Consider the following 20,222-nt stretch of genomic DNA (forward strand, 5'->3'; position numbering starts at 1 on the left):
TTTTCGTAAAACAGGTGTAACTTATTATATTTGTAGAGAATATATGATTTTGTCGTTTTTTACCGGACAGCAATATTAAAATTATCCATGTATTAATATCATACAGCATGCAATTACTTTAAAAAAGAATTCTGCAAGACGGAAAATGCTACGAAGGGGGTATCCTAAAAGTAGATAGTTTTATCAATCATCAAATGGATCCTATTCTGACGAAATCAATCGGGGTTGAAATATTGCCCCTTTCCTTTTGTTCTTTTCCCATATTGCACTGCTTGCCGAGGACATACATGATAACATGCCAGGCATGAGGTACAATCTTTTCCCCACACAGGCTTCCCTTCCACAATAGTTATATTCTTCACCGGACAACTCTTCTCGCAACATTTGCATCCAACACAGGCATTTGTAGCATAGAAATTTTCAGGCGACATCTGAAAACAGTTAAATAAAGGATTGATTATTCTTGTCTTGATAAAAGGAATACTCCCTTCATAACAAGAGAACACACATTCTTTCCTACTTATCAACGTATTTATCCTTTTAAGATTCGGAATACTCTCCGCCAGTTTTTTTCTTTCCAGTTCTTTATTATCCACATCAAAGCCCGGAAGCAATACATAATTATTGGGCATAGTCACAGAAAAACCGGCATGACACTCCCACCCTTTATATTTTAATGCTTTCGTCAAGACCTTCTGAGTAAGCCCGGTATCATCTCCACATGAACAGACAAAAAACAGATATTGCCCATTATATCCTTTCAGAGAAAGTTTCTGAATAAAGCGTAAAACAATCGCAGGTGGTGCCCATGAATAAATTGGAAACACAAATCCCACCTTTTCATCTTCCCGTAGACAAAACTCCGACGTTCCATCCCTTAACGCATCAGGAATAAACACTAAATCTTCTTTTTGTACCTTGGATAGCTGATTAGCAATCCACTTAGAATTACCTGTACCAGAGAAATAAAATATCATAGAAAAGTATATAAAAAAGCCGTACCGATGATGTGATGAAACTCTGATAGAACAAGATTTGAGCGCTCGTCCTCTTTGTAATCCACCGGCTTAAAGCTGTCCCGAAGGATGTGGCCCGCCATTGAAGAACGAAGCTTTCTCGGTGCATCAGATTAATTTGAAGAGTTTCCCGATCCAATCGATACGGCTAATATTTTTGTATCACAAATGTAATAAGAATCTCTGAAATTAGCAAGAAAAAAAAGTTTTTTGTTTGCCTACTAACATTTTTTTTATTCCTTTTCATCTGCCTAACAAAATAAAAGTGTCAGTCACCAAGTTAGCAACTGACACTTTGTAAATCATAAACTATTGAAACTTAAGCAGCTTTTGCTTTTGCAACTACAGCTTTGAAAGCTTCCGGGTGATTCATAGCTAAATCAGCTAAAACCTTACGGTTTATTTCAATACCGGCTTTGTGCAGACCGCCCATCAATTTAGAATAAGACATTCCTTCAAGACGTGCAGCAGCATTGATACGTTGTATCCAAAGAGCGCGGAAGTTTCTTTTCTTATTTCTACGGTCACGGAACGCGTAAGTCAAACCCTTTTCCCAAGTGTTTTTAGCTACGGTCCATACATTCTTTCTTGCACCAAAGTAACCTCTGGTTAATTTCAAAATTTTCTTTCTTCTTGCTTTTGAAGCAACATGATTTACTGATCTTGGCATAGTTTTACTTTTTTTGAATGTTAGCGCCGCTACTTCACGTAGCGAACTTCAGGCTAATGCATTCGGTTAATACTTTAATAATACTTTTACGCTTTTGATTACTTCATTGCTAAGAGTTCCTTAACCTGGCTTACATTTGTTGCATCAACAGTTGTAGAGTAGCACAAGTTTCTTTTTCTCTTTTTGGATTTCTTAGTCAAAATGTGACTATGAAAAGCGTGCTTTCTTTTGATTTTACCTGTTCCGGTAAGGGTAAACCTTTTTTTAGAACCGGAGTTAGTCTTCATCTTTGGCATCTTACTTGTTTTTAAATTATTAAATATATAATGGCAACGCACTATACCTGCGCGTTACGCATCTTTTCTTATTCTTCATTCGTTTCCGGCTTTTCTGCTTTCGGTACAGGAGCCGGCTTCGGAGCTGCAGGTTTCTTAGAGGCCTCTTTCTTCTTCGGAGAAAGTTGGATAGTCATACGCTTTCCTTCAAGTACCGGCATTTGGTCTACTTTCGCATAGTCTTCAAGATCATTCGCAAAACGGAGCAGTAACACTTCACCTTGCTCCTTGAAAAGGATGGAGCGACCTTTAAAGAATACATAAGCCTTCACTTTATCGCCGTCTGCCAAAAATCCCTTGGCATGCTTCAACTTAAAGTTGTAATCATGGTCGTCTGTTTGGGGGCCGAAACGGATTTCCTTCACATTAACCTTCACCTGCTTCGCTTTCTGTTCCTTCTGGCGTTTCTTTAATTGATAAAGAAATTTAGAATAATCAATAATACGACAAACAGGGGGTTGAGCATTAGGAGAAATTTCCACTAAATCCAATTCTCTCTCTTCAGCCATTTTGAGAGCCTGAAAGATTGGATATACTTTCGGTTCAATATCATCGCTCACTATGCGAACTTCCTTGGCACGAATCTGTTCATTGATTCTGTATTGCCCTTTTAGAGTGTCATTCTTCATTAAAAACGTTTACTTCCTAGTTTGATCTTTTTATTGTTATACTAAATATTTTATTCTGAAACGGCTGCAAAGTTACCATTTATTTATCATATTCTGAACTTCTTCGTTCAAAATTTTAGCAAATTCTTCAAATTTCATGGTTCCTTTATCCCCTTCGCCTTGTCTACGAACAGAAACTTCTCCATTTTCAGCTTCTTTTTCACCGACAATCAGCATATAAGGAATACGTCTCATCTCATTATCACGAATCTTACGGCCAATCTTCTCGTTACGATCATCTACAATCGCACGGATTTCGTGTATCTTCAGATACATCTTCACCTGCTCTGCATATTCATTGAACTTCTCACTGATTGGCAGAATAACTACCTGTTCCGGTGTCAGCCACAACGGGAACTTACCGGCAGTGTGTTCAATCAGTACGGCAACAAAACGTTCCATTGATCCAAACGGAGCACGGTGAATCATTACCGGACGATGCTTCTGATTATCAGAACCCATATATTCAAGTTCAAAACGTTCCGGCAAGTTATAGTCAACTTGGATAGTACCCAGCTGCCAACGACGACCGATAGCGTCTTTCACCATAAAGTCAAGTTTAGGGCCATAAAAAGCAGCTTCTCCATACTCAATCTTAGCAGGCAAACCTTTTTCCGCACATGCCTCGATAATAGCCTGTTCAGCCTTTTCCCAATTATCATCGCTACCGATATACTTTTCACGGTTCACTTTATCACGCAAGGATATCTGTGCCTCAAAATTCTGGAAATCCATAGAACTGAACACGATAGATATGATATCCATCACACGAAGGAATTCATCTTTCACTTGTTCCGGACGGCAGAAGATATGCGCATCATCCTGTGTAAAGCTACGAACACGAGTTAAGCCGTGTAACTCACCACTTTGTTCATAACGACAAACCGTACCAAATTCTGCAATACGCAATGGAAGATCCTTATACGAGCGTGGGAAGTTCTTGTAAATCTCACAGTGGTGAGGACAGTTCATCGGTTTCAAGAAATACTCTTCACCCTCTTCCGGAGTATGAATAGGCTGGAATGCATCCTTACCGTATTTTGCATAGTGACCTGAAGTGACATACAGAAATTTATTACCGATTGGCGGAGTGATTACTTCCTGATAATCGTAACGTGTCTGAATACGACGCAAGAACTCTTGCAGACGCAGACGCAATGCAGTACCTTTCGGCAACCACATAGGCAGTCCTTTGCCTACAGTTTCAGAGAACATAAACAACTGCATCTCCTTACCGATCTTACGGTGGTCACGCTTCTTCGCTTCTTCCAGCAACACCAGATATTCATCCAGCATTTTCTTCTTCGGGAACGTGATACCATAAATACGGGTCAGCATCTTACGATCTTCATGACCACGCCAGTAAGCACCAGCCACTGAAGTCAACTTGATAGCCTTGATCGGAGCAGTCGTCATCAAGTGAGGTCCACGACAAAGGTCTGTAAATGCACCCTGGGTATAAGTCGTAATATGTCCGTCTTCCAACTCAGAGATCAACTCACATTTGTATGTTTCGCCACGATCGCCAAACATCTTCAAAGCATCTGTCTTTGCAATGCTTTTTCTGACTACGTTTTCTTTCTTTGCAGCCAGTTCCAACATTTTAGCTTCAATGGCAGGAAGGTCGCTTTCTTTAATCACAGCTTCACCTGGATCCACATCATAGTAGAATCCGTTCTCGATAGCCGGTCCGATACCAAACTGGATACCCGGATAAAGTTCCTGCAAAGCTTCCGCCAGCAAGTGTGCACTTGTATGCCAAAACGCATGTTTACCTTCTTCATCATCCCATTTATAAAGAACAAAATTAGCATCTTCATTAATAGGACGTCCTAAATCATAAGTCTCGCCGTTCACTCCACATGCCAGCACTTCCTGTGCCAGACGCGAACTGATACTTTCAGCAATCTGTAAACCGTTCACTCCTTCGTTATACTCACGAACGGAGCCATCGGGAAATGTTATCTTTATCATAATATGATGATGTTATATTTTCACAATTTGAACGCAAAAGTAACTAAATCTTTTGAGTTATCCATTTTTTATCAAAAAAATGTTATTCCGTTTGATCTGTAAAACGCTTGATTACATTATAAGCGGAAACAATACCTAACTCACCTGCCTTACTTAAATCAGAAATACCCAATTTATTATTACCTAAGAAAATATGAGTAAGCCCTCTGTTAAAATAAGCATCCGCAAAATCCGGATTCAGTTCAACAGCTTTGTCATAATCAGCCACAGCAGCGCGATAATCTTTCAGCATAGCAGATACATTTGCCCGATTATAATACGCATAAACAAAATCCGGTGCTAAAGTGATTACCTTATCCAAATCTTTTCTTACCACTTCATAATCTACCGCAGTAATCTCTTTGCGTTTATCACCTAAAGTCTCCGTTTCGGCAGCTTGTTCCGCTTTTTGGTATTCCAATTGTTTACAACGAATAAGAGCACGCATAAAGTATGCCGGGAAGAAATCCCCGTCCAGCAGAATCGTTTGCGTCAAATCGGAAACCGCGCTTGAGAAATCTTGCACCAGATAAAAATCAATTGCACGGGCAAAACGTTTTGAAGCACTCTTTTCATCTGCCACAATAGCCGACGTATGTGTATCAATCAAAGCAAAGTGGAATTTCACCTGTTCTTCCGTCAACGGAGCCTCCATATTCGTTATACGAAGCCGCTTCGAAAGCACCCCCGAGCTATTCAGATCCTCAATATATTTGTGGAAATTCACCGAACGCTTTACATCACTCATCTTCTCATAATAAGTTAAAGCGAACATCGGTTCCTGTTTTATATTTACATTCTTATCCTGCACACGTCCACGATAATCACTCGTGTAGCGTTGTTCAGCTTCAGAGTCGTCCGCAATGACTATCTTACGATAGTTATTCATATTCTTATCCGACTTTTTACGGGTTTTTTCTCCCTCCTCGCTTTCACCTTCCTTGCCTTTATGCTGATTTTGGGCTACATCTTTATTCGCCACACCATTCTGTTTATCAATCTGAGCCTTCATGACTTTAAACTCATCCTGTTCCGCTCCTTTCTTATCACCAATCTTCCGGCGGGCTTCCGACCGCTGATAATATCCTGCCAAAAAGTTAGGGTACTGGTCGATAACAGTTGTGTAATCCTTTATTGCTCCGCGGTAATCACCCGTTTGTGCGCGAAGCAAACCACGGTTAAATACCGCCATCATATTGTCCGGTTCCATTTTGATTACAAAATCAAAATCTTCGATTGCACGGTTGTCATCCCCTACCCGGGCACGAAGCAAACCACGGTTATAATGCCCGATAAAATTATTGGGGTCTATATCCAATGCCAAATCATAATCACTCATAGCCCCTCTCAAATTATTCTGATGAAACCGTGCTAATGCCCGATTAATATAATTACCTGCATTTTTGGCACTTAAATGGATTGCACGGTCAAAGTCCGACTCAGCTTCCGCATATTTAGACTGCTGCAATCTCACAACCGCTCTTGCAGCCCATGCATCCGGATCATACTTATCCAAATCAAGCGCTTTATTAAAGTCAGTCAAGGCAGCAATCGTATCTTTCTGCTGCAATGAAACTTCCCCCCTCATCAGATAAGCACGGGTATAACGCGGGGCTACTGTAAGCAAGCTCTCCAAATCCTCTTTCGCCGAGCTATAATCCTTTTTCTGAATATGAGATAATGCCAGATTATGCCACAAAGTAATATTCTCCGGGTCATAATGCAAAGCCTTCTGATAATCTTCAATAGCACCGTCAAATTTACTTTGGCGGATTCTTGCCAAACCACGTACCTGATAGGCACCTACCACGAACGGATTCCGTTGAATAGCCGCGTCACAGTCCATCTCAGCACCTTGAAAATCTTCCAGGTTCAATTTAGCCAACGCCCTGAAAAAATAAGGCTCATACAGATAAGGCTTAGCATTAATCACCTGATTAAAGTACTGAATAGAAAGTACATAATCTTCAAAATAAAGAGCATTTCGGGCGATAGTCATCACCCGATCCGTATTTATCTGAGCGCATACCAGTGTGGGAAACAGCAATAATACTGTTAATATTCTTTTTATCATCGACATTTTATGCTTGTAAACGAAGCAAAAATAATGCTTTTCGTTTACTTAACAGGGATATAAACGTTTTTTATCTTTATTTCACCTGTTTCATCTTATAAGAGCTGCGCGCTTTTCCTTTCAACATCGTATTCAGCTTCCCTCTGATCATCTGCTTACGAAGTGGAGAAATATGGTCAATGAACATTTTGCCGTCCAAATGGTCAAATTCATGCTGCATGACACGAGCCAAGTAGCCTTCTACTTCCTCTTCATGCTCTACAAAATTCTCGTCCACATATTTCACACGAATTTTATCTCCTCTCTTCACAGTTTCATGAATACCGGGAAGACTCAGACAACCCTCTTCCATGCCCACTTCCTCACCGCCTATTTCCAGGATATGAGGATTAATATAAGCCTTATTAAAATCTTTAAATTCAGGATAATCTTCCGAAAGCGGATCCAGAGTGATTGTGACAACACGGATAGGCAAGCCAATCTGTGGAGCAGCTAGTCCCACACCGTCCGCGTTCACCATCGTTTCAAACATATTCGCTATCAACTCTTTTAAATTCGGATAATCCGGTGTTATATCCTCAGCCACCTTTCTCAGAACAGGCTGTCCATATACATAAATAGGTAAAATCATATCTTCTATATTCTACTGATAAATTAAATTATTCTATTGTTATCTACTAAATAAAACGTTTACTCTCCAAATATGTTTGTAAAATAATCGTAGCGCTTATCTCATCTACCAGCGCCTTGTTCTGGCGGTCTTTCTTTTTCAGCCCCGCTTCCAACATTGTACGATGCGCTAAAACAGACGTAAAACGCTCGTCCACATACTCAACAGGAATCTCCGGAAAACGTCTCTTCAGCGAACGAACAAAAGGTTCTATATTTTTCATATTCTCCGAAACCTCATTATTCATTTGCTTAGGCAATCCGATAATAATTCGCTCTACCGGTTCTTGCGCTACATAATCACCGATAAAGTTCAGAAGTTCATGCGTAGGCACTGTTGTCAAGCCATTTGCAATCAGCTGCATTGTATCACTAACAGCTATCCCCGTACGCTTTCTTCCATAATCTATTGCTACAATTCTGCTCATGGGGCACAAAAATACAAAAAAAGACGTTTCCTATGAAAGGAAACGTCTCTTTTATTATAATATTTCAAATGTATATTATTCTTCAACGATGGCTACACGGCTTAGTTTAGCGCTATCATAGAACATATTGCTTACACCACCCTTGTAATCAACCTTCAATTGAGAAGCCGACACACCAAATTCGTTAACCATCAAATCACGAACAGCTTCAGCTCTCTTCTTACTCAACTTCATGTTGTATTCAGCAGAGCCAGTACCCTTATCAGCATATCCGGTTACAGTATATACTTTACCTGAATTTTCTTTGATAGCTTTAGCCATAGTCTCAATGTTCATATATTCTCTCTTGGCGATATTACTCTTACCGATATTGAATACAACAACCAAACGTGGGATAGCAGATACGACTTCCTTCTTAACGATTACTTCCGGTTTCTTATTACGTGCTTCAACCAAGTCGCGTTTCAAAGATTCGTTTTCACCCTTCAAGGCATTCACTCTGTCTCTCATATCGTTCAACTGACTCTCCGGAACCATAGGAACAGTAGGAACAGCATCCCAACCGCGTTTCTTGAATTTATAAGTAACACCTACAGTTAAACCGGCCATGCCTTCCTTGCTTGCACCACCGAAAGAATTCTTCATCAGCAATCCACGTAATTCTACATTAAGATCCCATGCCGGAGAAAGGCGGAAACGGTTAATCAAACCTGCATTCAAACCGAGGTTGTTCTCTGTCGGTTTTGTCCATGAATGTACCAATCCAACACCTACATAAGGAATAAATGAGTAAACGCGTTCCTCGTTATACCCGCAGAACATATTAGAAAGGTTGAGCATCACATCACCATGGAAATTAGCAACATTCCATTTTTGTTTGTAATACCCATTAGAATAAGTGCCGCCTTTTACATAGAGATCACCTGCTTCTGGAGATGCACCTTTGGCCTGAAGACCATTATATGCAACGCGCAATCCCAATCCCGGCGTAAACCACTTACCTACGGCAATATCAAGTGCCGGAGCAAGACGTTTTCCAAAACCAGCCTTACTGTCGTTGTCACCAAAGTACATTTGTGCACCGACGCCACCGCTAATAAACCAATTAGCGCCAAAGAGATTTGTCTCTACTCTATAGCTCTTTGCAGCTTTTTCTTTTTCCTGAGCAGGCAGACATACTGAAGCTGCTGCTAATAAAATAAACAATAAACCCTTTTTCATCTCAATTTATTTTAGTAAATAATATATTTCAATTGTCTTACAGGATGGCAATCAAACTGAATACCTACTCCTGACAAAGAGACAACATAGTTCATTCTTTTCTCTAAAAATTAATGCAAATATAGATATTTAATATAACACAAACAAAAAATCACGTAAATTTTCATTCATACATAGATTTTTATGGAATGATAAAAGTGTCATATAACTCCAGGAGCCTTCTGAGGGCATTTATCAGAAAAGAATCAATATAAGAAATAGCCGGCAATAAGATCATATCACCGGCTATTTCTTATATTGGAATTATACCTTTATTAATATACCAATTTTACATTATCAATCCATAGTGAATTTCCCGGCGAACCGACATAAGCCCCCCCATGACTGGATGTAAACTGAAGACACATGTGAGTCGGGACATCTTCCTCATTCCCCCAAGCCACTTCATGAATAGGCACACTTTCACCTTTACTGTTGACCGTATAACTTTCAGTAACCTGCAAACGCATCATGTGGGCTTTATATTCAGGACGACCTGTTATGTCACCATACATAATCTCATAAGAAACATTATTCTTCCAATCCGTTGAATGATAGTAATAGGTCACCATCGTACCAATACGCTTGGCATATACATTTCCCTCTGCATCTTCCCAACGCTTCTGCAAAAACAGAATAGCTGCCGGATAATCTTTTCCGGGTACATCCGTAATCTTACTGAAACCGGTAGCACGAATACGATTCTTCCGGTCAGACATCTTCACCTTGTAATCAAACTGAAGAGCAACCGGTTTTTTTGTAAACGGAATACCCGTCTGCAACATTTTCTGCGGATTTTTAGTACCTTTAATCGGTTCATGTACCGAACCGGTAAAGATAGAGCCTGCCGCCAGCACTGTAATATTAACCAATCCCAGCACTTTCACACTTTCCATGCGCGTATCCAAACGTGCACAGTAGCCATCTCCCCGCTTTTCCGGAAAAACCGAAGTATTGGTTTTCGTGATACCGGCCACTTTCGCCATCACATTTGAAGTAGCCCAAGGCGATCCACCCATATTCTTATAAACCTGATCTCCCTTAATCACCGACGTCGGTCCTATCTCATATACATTCTTAGTATTTCCGCCAATAATGCTCGACTCCTTTATCTGACGGTCTATCCATTGATCCATGTCCCCAAAAGGAACCATTTCAACTTTATGTTGCGCCATCAAAGACAAGGAAGAAATAAATGCAACGAAACCTGTCATCAACAGGCGATGAATACTTTTCTGAATCATCAATACTTTTCCTTTCTTTTTCTTCTTATAATTTATAATCCCATTGTTTCAAAGCAAAATCCCAGTTCTTTTCTACCAATTGAATCGTACGGTCATCATACTTATATTTATTCTTCTTATATCCTTTCTTTCCGCCCACATATTTTTCTATATCACTACGTGCTTCGGCAAATCCCGGGATAGAAAGAGACTTATAAATAGCTTCCGTCATGCCCATCGCATCCGCTTCGAAATCTTCAAATTTCACTTCTATCAGGTTACCTTCCGGAATAAATTTCTTATCCGATTCATACTTATGATAAAGCTTTGCATAGATAGAAAGGATATTTTCCTCCAATTGTTCATTGCTGACATCCTGCAATTTCAACGGTTGAATCGTATTTGTAAAGAAACTGCGTGTAGATTCGAATACGGTATACGGGTTACGCACCAGGTAGATAAACTTAGCATTCGGGAACATTTTCACCAATTCCTTCACCCTTCCGGTATGCGGAGGATTCTTACTAAGAAATTGAGTACCGTGAGTATTCCACAAAGAAATCTTAATCAATTTAGTGAACACCTCTTCAAACACCTTCAATTCGGCATCCGTTATATCATCAAACAAAAGATATTTATCAGCGTACTCCTGCTGATACTTCGGCAGAAACCAGAAATTGTAATAGGTATAAGGCATCATGTTCGACAAAGCAAACTCCTCTTCCTGAGGAAGATCCACTGCCAGTTCCATATTATCCGTCGGACGCTTATCCGGCATCAACCAACTCATATTCTTTTTGAAGAATGGTTGTCCCCACATCATCAGATGAGGAAATACAGTCTGATAAGTAGTGTTATACCCAAAATGCTTGTCACAAGAGAACACATTATGTACAAACGTAGTTCCGCTTCGCCAGTGTCCCAGAATGAATACCGGATCATGCTCCAAAGGCTGATTAGCGAGCAGTTTCTCGTAACGTTTGTCTTGTAATGACGCCAATGGAGAAAGCAAGCGACACACAGCCTTGGTCAGTCGATATTTCCCCTTGTAGGCTGCATCAATTTCACGACCGGCAGTAATAGCCTTAAATGTCTTCCAGTCGGCACCTACCAATGTATTAATCGGAAGTTTATTAAATTCGAGTAATCCCACTTTATGAATTAAAATTTAAAACTGAAAATTAGAAATGACAGTAAAACCATCATTTCCAACTTCCAAATTATTGTTTAACAATCTATTTTATTAGTCGTACGGCAAAGCCCTGACGTTCCAACTCCTTCACAGCTTTTTCTACCGCTTCATAATGCTCCGGAGCAATTCCCAGCTTCGTCATATCCAATACCGGAACATCTTCCGTATCACTCATATCTTTCATTTCCACCCGGTCGATAATCATACCTACCGCTGAAGTATTATTGGTGATCGGATCAATCAAGATAAAAGAACCGCACGATTTATTTTTCTTATAAGGATCAAAGAACAGCTCTTTAGCCGTAGTCAATACCACGCGGGCAATCTGATTCAATTGCAAAGGCAAAGTCTCTTTGGTCAACTGACCATTCTCCAAAGACAGATGTTCCATTGTATTCACATCCACCTTATACTTTATCGTATCGATGCGCGTACGGCTCAAATTGGTAGTCTGCTTAATAAAGAACGATTTATTAATATCCATCGGTTCTTCATCCATCCAAACCATCATAGCTTCGAAGTTACGATCCACAGTCGGCAGATTGTCAGGATGCACCAACATTTCACCACGTGACACATCGATTTCATCTTCCAGCGTCAAAGTCACAGACTGCGGTGGGAAGGCATAATCCAACTCCCCGTCGTAAGTCACGATGCTCTTCACCTTAGATGTTTTTCCGGAAGGAAGTGCCATCACTGTATCGCCTTTGCGAACAATCCCCGATGCCACTTTACCGCAAAATCCTCTGAAATCCAGATTCGGACGAAGCACATACTGAACCGGGAAACGGAAATCTGCAAAGTTATGGTCATTGTCAATATGAACCGTTTCAAGGAAATCAAGTAAAGAAATTCCCTTATACCACGGAGTACGTTCTGACTTATCCACCACGTTATCCCCATCCAATGCAGAAAGCGGAATGCAGTTTACGTCCGGAATCCCCAATGGAGTAACAAACTTCTTATAGTCAGCTACAATTTCATTAAAACGCTCTTCGGAGAAATCCACCAAGTCCATCTTGTTGACAGCCAACACCACATGTTTAATCCCCAGCAAAGACACCAGGAAAGTGTGACGACGAGTCTGGGTAATCACTCCCGTACGAGCATCCACCAAAATGATAGCCAAGTTCGCCGTAGATCCGCCGGTAATCATGTTACGGGTGTACTGTTCGTGCCCTGGAGTATCCGCAATGATAAACTTACGTCCATTAGTAGAAAAATAGCGATAAGCCACATCAATCGTAATTCCTTGTTCACGTTCAGCTTTCAAACCATCCAGCAATAACGCATAGTCGATATGCTCACCTGCATTTCCTACACGCTTACTATCACGTTCCAGTGCATCCAACTGGTCCTCATACAATTTCTTACTGTCAAATAACAAGCGTCCGATCAATGTTGATTTTCCGTCATCCACCGAACCTGCCGTCAACAGTCTCAATAAATCTTTCTGTTCATCCTTGTCCAGAAAAGCTTTTATATCTAATTTATTATCTGCCATTACTAGTTACAATTAAAAGTATCCTTCACGTTTCTTTTGCTCCATACTACCCTCCTGATCAAAATCAATCACACGAGTAGTACGTTCACTCTTGGTGGTAGTCATCATTTCTTCCACAATCTCTTCGATGGTAGCCGCCCCACTTTCCACCGCACCGGTCAGCGGCCAGCAGCCCAACGTACGGAAACGAACCATCTTCATTTCAATCTGATCCCGGTACTTTTCGGGCAGACGCTCATCATCCGCCATAATGATATTACCATCCAAATTAATCACCGGACGTTCCTTAGCATAATAAAGCGGAACAATCGGAATATTCTCTAAACGAATATACTGCCAGATGTCCAACTCTGTCCAGTTACTAATCGGAAATACACGGATACTCTCCCCCTTGTGCACACGGGCATTATAAATATCCCACAATTCAGGACGTTGATTTTTCGGATCCCATTGATGGAATTTATCCCGGAAAGAGAAAATACGTTCCTTCGCGCGTGACTTTTCCTCATCACGGCGGGCTCCACCGAATGCAGCGTCAAACTTATATTTATCCAGCGCTTGAAGCAACGCCTGCGTCTTCATCAGGTCCGTATGCACCTTACTTCCATGCGTGAAAGGTCCTACCCCTGCCTGAAAAGCCTCCATATTACTTTCCACAATCAGATTCCATCCGTACTTCTTCGCATATTCATCACGGAACTGAATCATCTCCTTGAATTTCCATTTCGAATCGATGTGCATCAACGGGAATGGCACCTTACCCGGAGCAAACGCTTTTTCAGCCAAACGTACCATCACCGAAGAATCCTTACCGATACTGTAAAGCATCACCGGATTCTCAAATTCCGCCGCCACCTCGCGGATGATATGAATAGACTCTGCTTCAAGTTCCTTCAAGTGGCTTAATTTATATTCTTCCATTATTTTTAAAATTATGAATTATGAATTACGAATTATGAATTTGCTGATAACCGCACACTAATTCTTCATCCCTAATTCCTCATTCTTCATTTTATATTCTTCACTTTTGGCAAAACAAGTTCCAACAAACTGTTCACCGATTCTTCCAAAGTCAATTGAGAAGTATCCAGTGACAAAGCCGGATGTTCCGGCACCTCAAATGGTGCGGAAATTCCTGTAAAATTCGGAATCTCTCCCTTCCGTGCCTTCGCATATAACCCTTTCACATCACGTTTCTCACACTCTTCTAGTGGAGTGCTCACGAAAATTTCCAGAAAGTCATCCTTACCAATGATATTTGCAGCCATTTCGCGAATATCATTATTAGGGCTGATAAATGCGGCAATCGTAATGATACCGCTATCTAGGAACAGCTTAGACACTTCAGCTATACGACGAATATTTTCCACCCGGTCCGTTTCAGAGAATCCCAGGTTATTATTAATTCCACTACGGATATTATCCCCATCCAAGATACGGCAAAGCAATCCGCGCTTGTGGAGTTCACGTTCCAACGCAATAGCAATTGTACTTTTCCCCGACCCGCTCAATCCGGTAAACCAGATCATTACGCTATGTTGCCCTAGAAGTTCTTCTTTGTCCCGGCGTGTCATCATGCGGTCGAAAATAGGATATATATGATTCTTTTCTTCCATTTATAAATTAGTTTTATTAAAAGTTCCAAATCATCGGAATCAGAATAACAGAGATTAAGAAAGTAATGATATTAAGCGGCAAACCGATACGAACAAAATCCGTAAACTTATAGTTACCGATACCCTGTATAATCAAATTAGTCTGATAACCGATAGGTGTAGAGAAGCTGGCAGACGCAGCCATACAGATCACAACAAAGAAGGGCGTCGGGCTTACCCCCAACTGGGCAGCAATGGACAACGCCAACGGGAATGCCAAAGCCGCAGCCGCATTGTTTGTAATCAGCTCCGTAAACAGATTCGTGATGATAAACAACATTACAAGTAGCACGTGCGGTCCGTAGTCGTCACTCAGCCCGATAATGAACTTCGCGACGCAATCGGCCACCCCCGAGTTCACCATCGCCTTGCTGATAGCAAATGCACAGGCAATAGTAATGAGAATATCCCATGAGATATATTTAGTATATTTACGGGCAGGGAACAGATTCGTCCATGCCATGATAATAGTAGTAATAGAAACAAAGAAAAACATATCCAGCTTAATGTTCGGAAATAATTCCTTCGTTACCGGAAGTTCCCCCACTGTTGCGCCGACAATCATCAATACCAATAACAGCAAAGCAAACCAACGTTTCTTTTTCCCCGTAGTATCCGGCTCATTTCCATTAGTCAACAGCACGAATACCGAAGATTCGCCCCATGTCGGGATAAATGTATCATCCGCCATCACCACCAGCGTATCACCTTCGTGAAGTACCACATCATTCAGATTATCCACAAATCGTTGTCCGCTACGTGTCTTGATTTCCTTCACTTCGACACCATAATGACGCTGGAAATTAAAATCCTTCAACTTTTTATTGATACCGGGAAAACGGGCACCCAAAACAGCTTCCACTCTATGTAGCTTTTCTCCTTCTTCCACATCCTCATCAGGTACAGCCGTATCCGGACGCGCATCGGGCAACAAGCGTTTCGAGAAAACAAAAAGATAAATAATCCCGGCTATTGCGATAAAGATTCCCACCTTTCCGAGTTCAAACATCGAAAAGCCTTCAAAGCCGGCTTCCAATATCATTCCGTGCACTACCAAATTCGTAGAAGTGCCGATTAGCGTACAAATACCCCCCAGAATAGTCACATATGAAAGAGGAATCAAAAACTTTGTAGCAGGGAGCTTGACCGACCTTGCCCAGTGCTTGATAATCGGAGCAAAAATGACCACAACAGGAGTATTATTCAGGAAAGCGGAAATAAACGCAACCGAAGGCAAGATACGCAACTGCGCCTTAAACACAGTTGTCTTACCCTGAGGTAGCAATTTCTTAATCACTTGCCCCAATGTACCCGACTGACGAATACCTTCACTCACCAGAAACAGCAAAGCAACGGTAATCATCCCCTTATTGCTGAACCCTTCAAGCATCTCTTTAGGAGTCAGGATACCGACACACAAAAATAAAACCACTACTGAAAAAAGTACCATACCCGGTCGCATTTTGTCCGCAACCAAAGCAGCTACCATTCCTAATAGGGATAATAGTACAAATACAATTTCAAATGTCATATAAACATTAATTAGTGTTCTCTTTTGGGCTCAACGATAAACCAAGGATTCAATAAATCTTTCTTGTTATATCGTAAAGGTTCGTCTTTTCCAGCCTGATACACTTCCATTCCGGCGACACGAGCTATCGCATGTCCGGCAGCCGTGTCCCATTCCATCGTTGGAGCGAAACGCGGATACACATCAGCCTTTCCTTCTGCTACCAGACAGATTTTGATAGAACTTCCGCTGGATATCAACTCAACGCTGCCATATTTCCTCTTCAAATCTGCGATATATTCTTCCGTTTCCGGCGAAAGATGCGAGCGGGAAGCCACTACAATAAAACGCTCTCGGACATCTTCCAACGGTATCCGGTCCGACTCCTTTATCAACTGCTCCAATGATACTCCGTCATCTTCCAAGCCGATAATACCGGAACATTTGTAAGCTCCTACACCTTCAACCGCAAAATAAAGTTCTTTTCTTACCGGTACATAAATAACCCCCATCACAGGTACGGAATTCTGCACCAGAGCTATATTTACAGTAAATTCACCGTTGCGCTTGATAAACTCTTTCGTCCCGTCCAGCGGATCTACAACCCATAAAGTATCCCATGTACGACGGGTTTCATAATCCAGATGCTTCCCTTCTTCACTAAGAACAGGAAAAGGAGTCCCGTCTAAAATAGCGACAATCGCCTCATGCGCCTTCCTGTCTGCTATTGTCAGCGGAGAGTTATCAGCTTTTCGTTCTATTTCGAAGTCCGATGCCGGATCTTCATAAATAGAAAGTATTTCTTTACCAGCTTTTAATGCCGCGTCAATGGCAGCCATTACATATTTTTGTTCCATTCAATCCCTTCATTAATACCTTATTTTCATTAAGGCTGTGAATCATCCAAATTAAGAATTGACAAAAGTAAAAACTTTCTTTGCTATAAAAGTTTCCCCACTATCATTTATAACTTCTTTTAGTAGAAAGATAAAAATATCTAAACGGAATAATCCTTCTTCTCTCTCAATAAAAAAGCAGTAACTTCCCAGTTACCGCCTTCTTATTTGGAAAGAGCGCTTGTCCTCTCCAATATATATTACCAAAAAGAAATCAATATACGCGATACAGCAACCAAGCTCCCTGGAAATCCGAACGGTTCGGATACTTAGCCTTGAATGCGTCGCGAGCTTCGGCAGCAGCAGCTTTATCAGCAAATGAACTTACAATAACACGATACATTGCCTTGTCTGCATTAAATGCGATAGTAGAGTGATAACCTTGTGCGTCTAACCAGTCTTTCAGACCTTCTGCATTTGCTTTCACACCGAAGCTACCAACCACAACGCTATAATCTTTCAATCCTTCATTACCGGAAACCACTGTCACCTTTTCCTGACGAACACCGGATGTATCTGCCACTTTAGGCGTTGTCACAGGAGCTGCAACTACCGGAGTCACCTCTACCGGAGCTTCCACTTGCGGCTCTGCCAGTTCCTGCTGTTTCGCTTTCTCATAAGCTTTCTTATAGGCACTTTCACTGGATTTACAAGAAGCAAATGCCAGTACCAAGCATATTCCCATTCCTAATACGACTAATTTTTTCATAATCCTATACTCTATTTTAATTAATAATTCAACGTTCCCGTCTATCTATATTTAGTTTCGGGCAACAAAATAATAGAAATTTTATCATCCGGCAAAGAAATCCGTCAAAAAAACGTCTATTCCTGCTTTTTCTTGTAAGAAATCGTCCCCGTTGCCTGGTTGGTAGGCATCAAAAGCACTTCCGCAATCTGAATATGCTCCGGAGCCGATGCTGCAAAATAAACCGTTTCGGCGATATCATCTCCTGTCAACGGACGTATTCCCTTGTAGAAATTATCAGCAGCTTCCTTGTCGCCCCGATAACGCACCACTGAAAAATTCGTCTCCACCATACCCGGTTTAATGTTCGTAACCCTTAACGGAGTATCTACTAAATCAATACGCAAGCCGTCCGAAAGCGCTTTCACGGCAGCCTTAGTGGCACAATACACACTTCCGCCCGGATAAGCAGCGTCACCGGCAATGGAACCGATATTGATAACATGCCCCCGTCCGCGTTCCACCATACCGGGAACCACAAGACGTGTCATTGTCAATAATCCTTTTATATTCGTATCAATCATGATATCCCATTCATCCAGGCTGCCTTCGAACTCCTTGTCCACCCCGATCACCAGTCCGGCATTGTTTATCAGCAAATCGATTTCAGCCCATTCTCGTGGCAACTCTTCCAGTGCTGCCTCAATCTTTCTACGACTACTTACGTCACAAAGAAACGCCCACGTCACCACTTTGGGATATTCCACCTTCAACTCATATATCAACGTCTCCAATTTTGAAGCATTACGAGCATTCAAAATCAGGTTCCATCCTTCTTTCGCAAATTTACGGGCACAAGCTTTACCAATTCCGCTAGTTGCGCCAGTAATTAAAACAATTTTATTATCCATTATGTTTTGGTTTATAATATTCGGTAGCAAAAGTACGCCTTTAGTCATATTGGTTAGTCTCGAAGGCCCGTTAAATAAGATTAAACCATAAAAGAAAAAAAGAATTATAAAACCAAGCACTTTTTCTTCGTTTTCATGAACAACCTTTCGATAAAAATGTTATATTTGTTGTATCGTAATCATTTTAAATATTACAAATTATGAAAGGATTGAATGTATTAGCAGCTTTTTTAGGTGGTGCAGCCGTAGGCGCAGCCCTTGGTATTTTGTTTGCTCCTGAAAAGGGAGAAGATACCCGTCATAAGATCGCCGAGATTCTACGTAAGAAAGGAATCAAACTCAACCGCAGTGAAATGGAAAATCTCGTAGACGAGATTGCTGCCGAGATGAAAGGAGAAATAGCAGAGTAAGTGAGTAACAAAAGACTAAAAACAGAGCAACTATGTTTGGGAATGATAAAAGTATTGAGAATTTTCAACAATTATTTTTCGAGTTCAAGAAGTATTTGGAATTTCAAAAAGAATATGCCAAATTAGAATTAACAGAAAAGTTAACCATACTTTTCTCAACGTTAATCATGGTTTTAATACTAATTATTCTTGGCATGGTAGCCCTGTTTTATCTATTTTTCACACTGGCTTATATTTTGGAACCATTCGTAGGAGGACTCATGGCAAGTTTTGCCATCATTGCAGGTATCAATCTTGCCATCATTGCTATCATTGTCATTTTCCGGAAGCGACTTATCATCTCACCCTTAGTCAATTTCCTCGCTAATTTATTTCTAACCGATTCAAATAAATAAGTTATGAGTTCGCAGACAGTACATAAATATACTTTAGAAGAAATTGCCGAACGTAAAAAGCAATTACAACATGAGATTCAGGTCCAGAAAAAAGCAATAATTACCACTACCCGCGAAATATTCGCTCCTGTTGCTCCGACAGCCAATAAGGCGGACGCCATCATGCGCTCGTTCAATACAGGTATGGCTGTCTTTGATGGAGTGATGATGGGAATTAAGATTATGCGGAAGGTGCGTGCGTATTTCAGGAAACTGAAATAAGATGACCCATTTTTCGTACTTATTCGTGAGGTATTAAACAACTGGAGAGGTACAATAGGTACAGCAGGTACACCCCACTCATTTTCCACACACACGTGCGCGTGATAATAAGGTATAGAATATCAAAAAGCTAATTAAAAATTCTATTATTTACCATAATTCATACTACCTGCTACATGTACATTATGTAATGCGATATTATTCGAAACACAAACAAATAGAAGTACCCCAAAAACTCATATATAAGTTTTTTTTCGCGTGTACCTTATAAATACGCGAGCGCATACACATACGCATGTGTGTGTGTAGAAAGCCCCGAAAAAAGTGTACCTACTGTACCCGTTAATAACATAGTGCTTTGCGAGTTGGGGCTGACTAAAAAGTCCCCACCGAAAAAAAAGTTCTCTCTATCCGCTGATATGAGAGAACTTTTATGTATATTTA

The 20,222-nt window shown here is 40.9% G+C and carries 21 protein-coding genes and 1 pseudogene; 4 read left to right on the forward strand and 18 right to left on the reverse strand.

The window, feature by feature from the left end:
* Positions 1–128: 128 nt before the first annotated feature.
* Positions 129–236: pseudogene (locus tag NSB03_RS16550) on the forward strand (xanthine phosphoribosyltransferase); the annotation flags it as partial.
* Here NSB03_RS16550 and NSB03_RS16555 read toward each other — a convergent pair.
* The 18 genes from NSB03_RS16555 to NSB03_RS16640 all read right to left on the reverse strand — a co-directional run bounded on the left by NSB03_RS16555 (position 216) and on the right by NSB03_RS16640 (position 18,760).
* Positions 216–977 (reverse strand): EFR1 family ferrodoxin, encoded by a 762-nt coding sequence (locus tag NSB03_RS16555; protein ID WP_024988257.1) that lies wholly within the window; start codon positions 975–977, stop codon positions 216–218. The pseudogene NSB03_RS16550 and the gene NSB03_RS16555 sit on opposite strands and share 21 nt — an antisense overlap.
* A gap of 358 nt (positions 978–1,335) precedes the next feature.
* Positions 1,336–1,686 carry a 50S ribosomal protein L20 gene (gene rplT / locus NSB03_RS16560; protein WP_004297540.1) on the reverse strand — a complete coding sequence of 117 codons (351 nt, stop codon included), beginning with the start codon at positions 1,684–1,686 and terminating at the stop codon, positions 1,336–1,338.
* Between the two features lie 98 nt (positions 1,687–1,784).
* Entirely contained in the window at positions 1,785–1,982 is a 198-nt protein-coding gene (rpmI, locus tag NSB03_RS16565; protein ID WP_024988256.1) for a 50S ribosomal protein L35, read from the reverse strand.
* A gap of 68 nt (positions 1,983–2,050) precedes the next feature.
* Positions 2,051–2,650, reverse strand: a complete 600-nt coding sequence (gene infC, locus NSB03_RS16570; protein WP_024988255.1) for a translation initiation factor IF-3 — start codon at positions 2,648–2,650, stop codon at positions 2,051–2,053.
* Positions 2,651–2,722: 72 nt separating this feature from the next.
* Positions 2,723–4,663, reverse strand: a complete 1,941-nt coding sequence (thrS, locus tag NSB03_RS16575; protein ID WP_024988254.1) for a threonine--tRNA ligase — start codon at positions 4,661–4,663, stop codon at positions 2,723–2,725.
* 82 nt (positions 4,664–4,745) lie between these two features.
* Positions 4,746–6,776: a tetratricopeptide repeat protein gene (locus NSB03_RS16580; protein WP_121765301.1), complete on the reverse strand. Its 2,031-nt coding sequence runs from the start codon at positions 6,774–6,776 to the stop codon at positions 4,746–4,748.
* 76 nt (positions 6,777–6,852) lie between these two features.
* Complete coding sequence (gene def, locus NSB03_RS16585; RefSeq protein ID WP_024988253.1) at positions 6,853–7,407, reverse strand: peptide deformylase; 555 nt, start codon at positions 7,405–7,407, stop codon at positions 6,853–6,855.
* Positions 7,408–7,453: 46 nt separating this feature from the next.
* Positions 7,454–7,873 carry a Holliday junction resolvase RuvX gene (gene ruvX / locus NSB03_RS16590; RefSeq protein WP_024988252.1) on the reverse strand — a complete coding sequence of 140 codons (420 nt, stop codon included), beginning with the start codon at positions 7,871–7,873 and terminating at the stop codon, positions 7,454–7,456.
* 75 nt (positions 7,874–7,948) lie between these two features.
* Complete coding sequence (locus NSB03_RS16595) at positions 7,949–9,094, reverse strand: OmpA family protein (protein ID WP_024988251.1); 1,146 nt, start codon at positions 9,092–9,094, stop codon at positions 7,949–7,951.
* Between the two features lie 314 nt (positions 9,095–9,408).
* A complete protein-coding gene (locus tag NSB03_RS16600; RefSeq protein ID WP_024988250.1) occupies positions 9,409–10,377 on the reverse strand; it encodes a PCMD domain-containing protein in 969 nt (322 codons plus the stop codon).
* Between the two features lie 25 nt (positions 10,378–10,402).
* Positions 10,403–11,509 carry a cholesterol-responsive sulfotransferase gene (locus NSB03_RS16605; protein WP_024988249.1) on the reverse strand — a complete coding sequence of 369 codons (1,107 nt, stop codon included), beginning with the start codon at positions 11,507–11,509 and terminating at the stop codon, positions 10,403–10,405.
* 82 nt (positions 11,510–11,591) lie between these two features.
* Entirely contained in the window at positions 11,592–13,052 is a 1,461-nt protein-coding gene (gene cysN / locus NSB03_RS16610; RefSeq protein WP_024988248.1) for a sulfate adenylyltransferase subunit CysN, read from the reverse strand.
* A gap of 12 nt (positions 13,053–13,064) precedes the next feature.
* Complete coding sequence (gene cysD, locus NSB03_RS16615) at positions 13,065–13,976, reverse strand: sulfate adenylyltransferase subunit CysD (RefSeq protein WP_024988247.1); 912 nt, start codon at positions 13,974–13,976, stop codon at positions 13,065–13,067.
* A gap of 83 nt (positions 13,977–14,059) precedes the next feature.
* Entirely contained in the window at positions 14,060–14,668 is a 609-nt protein-coding gene (gene cysC, locus NSB03_RS16620) for an adenylyl-sulfate kinase (RefSeq protein WP_024988246.1), read from the reverse strand.
* A gap of 16 nt (positions 14,669–14,684) precedes the next feature.
* Positions 14,685–16,238 carry an SLC13 family permease gene (locus NSB03_RS16625; RefSeq protein ID WP_217938136.1) on the reverse strand — a complete coding sequence of 518 codons (1,554 nt, stop codon included), beginning with the start codon at positions 16,236–16,238 and terminating at the stop codon, positions 14,685–14,687.
* Positions 16,239–16,249: 11 nt separating this feature from the next.
* A complete protein-coding gene (gene cysQ / locus NSB03_RS16630; protein ID WP_024988245.1) occupies positions 16,250–17,074 on the reverse strand; it encodes a 3'(2'),5'-bisphosphate nucleotidase CysQ in 825 nt (274 codons plus the stop codon).
* A 253-nt stretch (positions 17,075–17,327) separates the two neighbouring features.
* Positions 17,328–17,822: an SPOR domain-containing protein gene (locus tag NSB03_RS16635; protein ID WP_024988244.1), complete on the reverse strand. Its 495-nt coding sequence runs from the start codon at positions 17,820–17,822 to the stop codon at positions 17,328–17,330.
* 116 nt (positions 17,823–17,938) lie between these two features.
* On the reverse strand, positions 17,939–18,760 hold the full coding sequence (locus tag NSB03_RS16640; RefSeq protein ID WP_371826233.1) for an SDR family oxidoreductase: 822 nt from the start codon (positions 18,758–18,760) through the stop codon (positions 17,939–17,941).
* A 152-nt stretch (positions 18,761–18,912) separates the two neighbouring features.
* Here NSB03_RS16640 and NSB03_RS16645 point away from each other — a divergent pair, with 152 nt between their 5' ends.
* From NSB03_RS16645 to NSB03_RS16655, 3 genes are read left to right on the forward strand one after another with little or no spacing between them, the layout of a single operon-like run.
* A complete protein-coding gene (locus NSB03_RS16645; RefSeq protein ID WP_005677876.1) occupies positions 18,913–19,122 on the forward strand; it encodes a YtxH domain-containing protein in 210 nt (69 codons plus the stop codon).
* Positions 19,123–19,154: 32 nt separating this feature from the next.
* The gene (locus NSB03_RS16650) at positions 19,155–19,517 is read left to right on the forward strand and encodes a phage holin family protein (protein WP_121765247.1); all 363 of its coding nucleotides are present in this window, start codon (positions 19,155–19,157) and stop codon (positions 19,515–19,517) included.
* A gap of 3 nt (positions 19,518–19,520) precedes the next feature.
* Complete coding sequence (locus NSB03_RS16655; RefSeq protein ID WP_217938137.1) at positions 19,521–19,778, forward strand: hypothetical protein; 258 nt, start codon at positions 19,521–19,523, stop codon at positions 19,776–19,778.
* The last annotated feature ends 444 nt before the right edge of the window (positions 19,779–20,222 follow it).

This window comes from Bacteroides acidifaciens (assembly GCF_024623065.1).
GTDB lineage: Bacteria > Bacteroidota > Bacteroidia > Bacteroidales > Bacteroidaceae > Bacteroides > Bacteroides acidifaciens.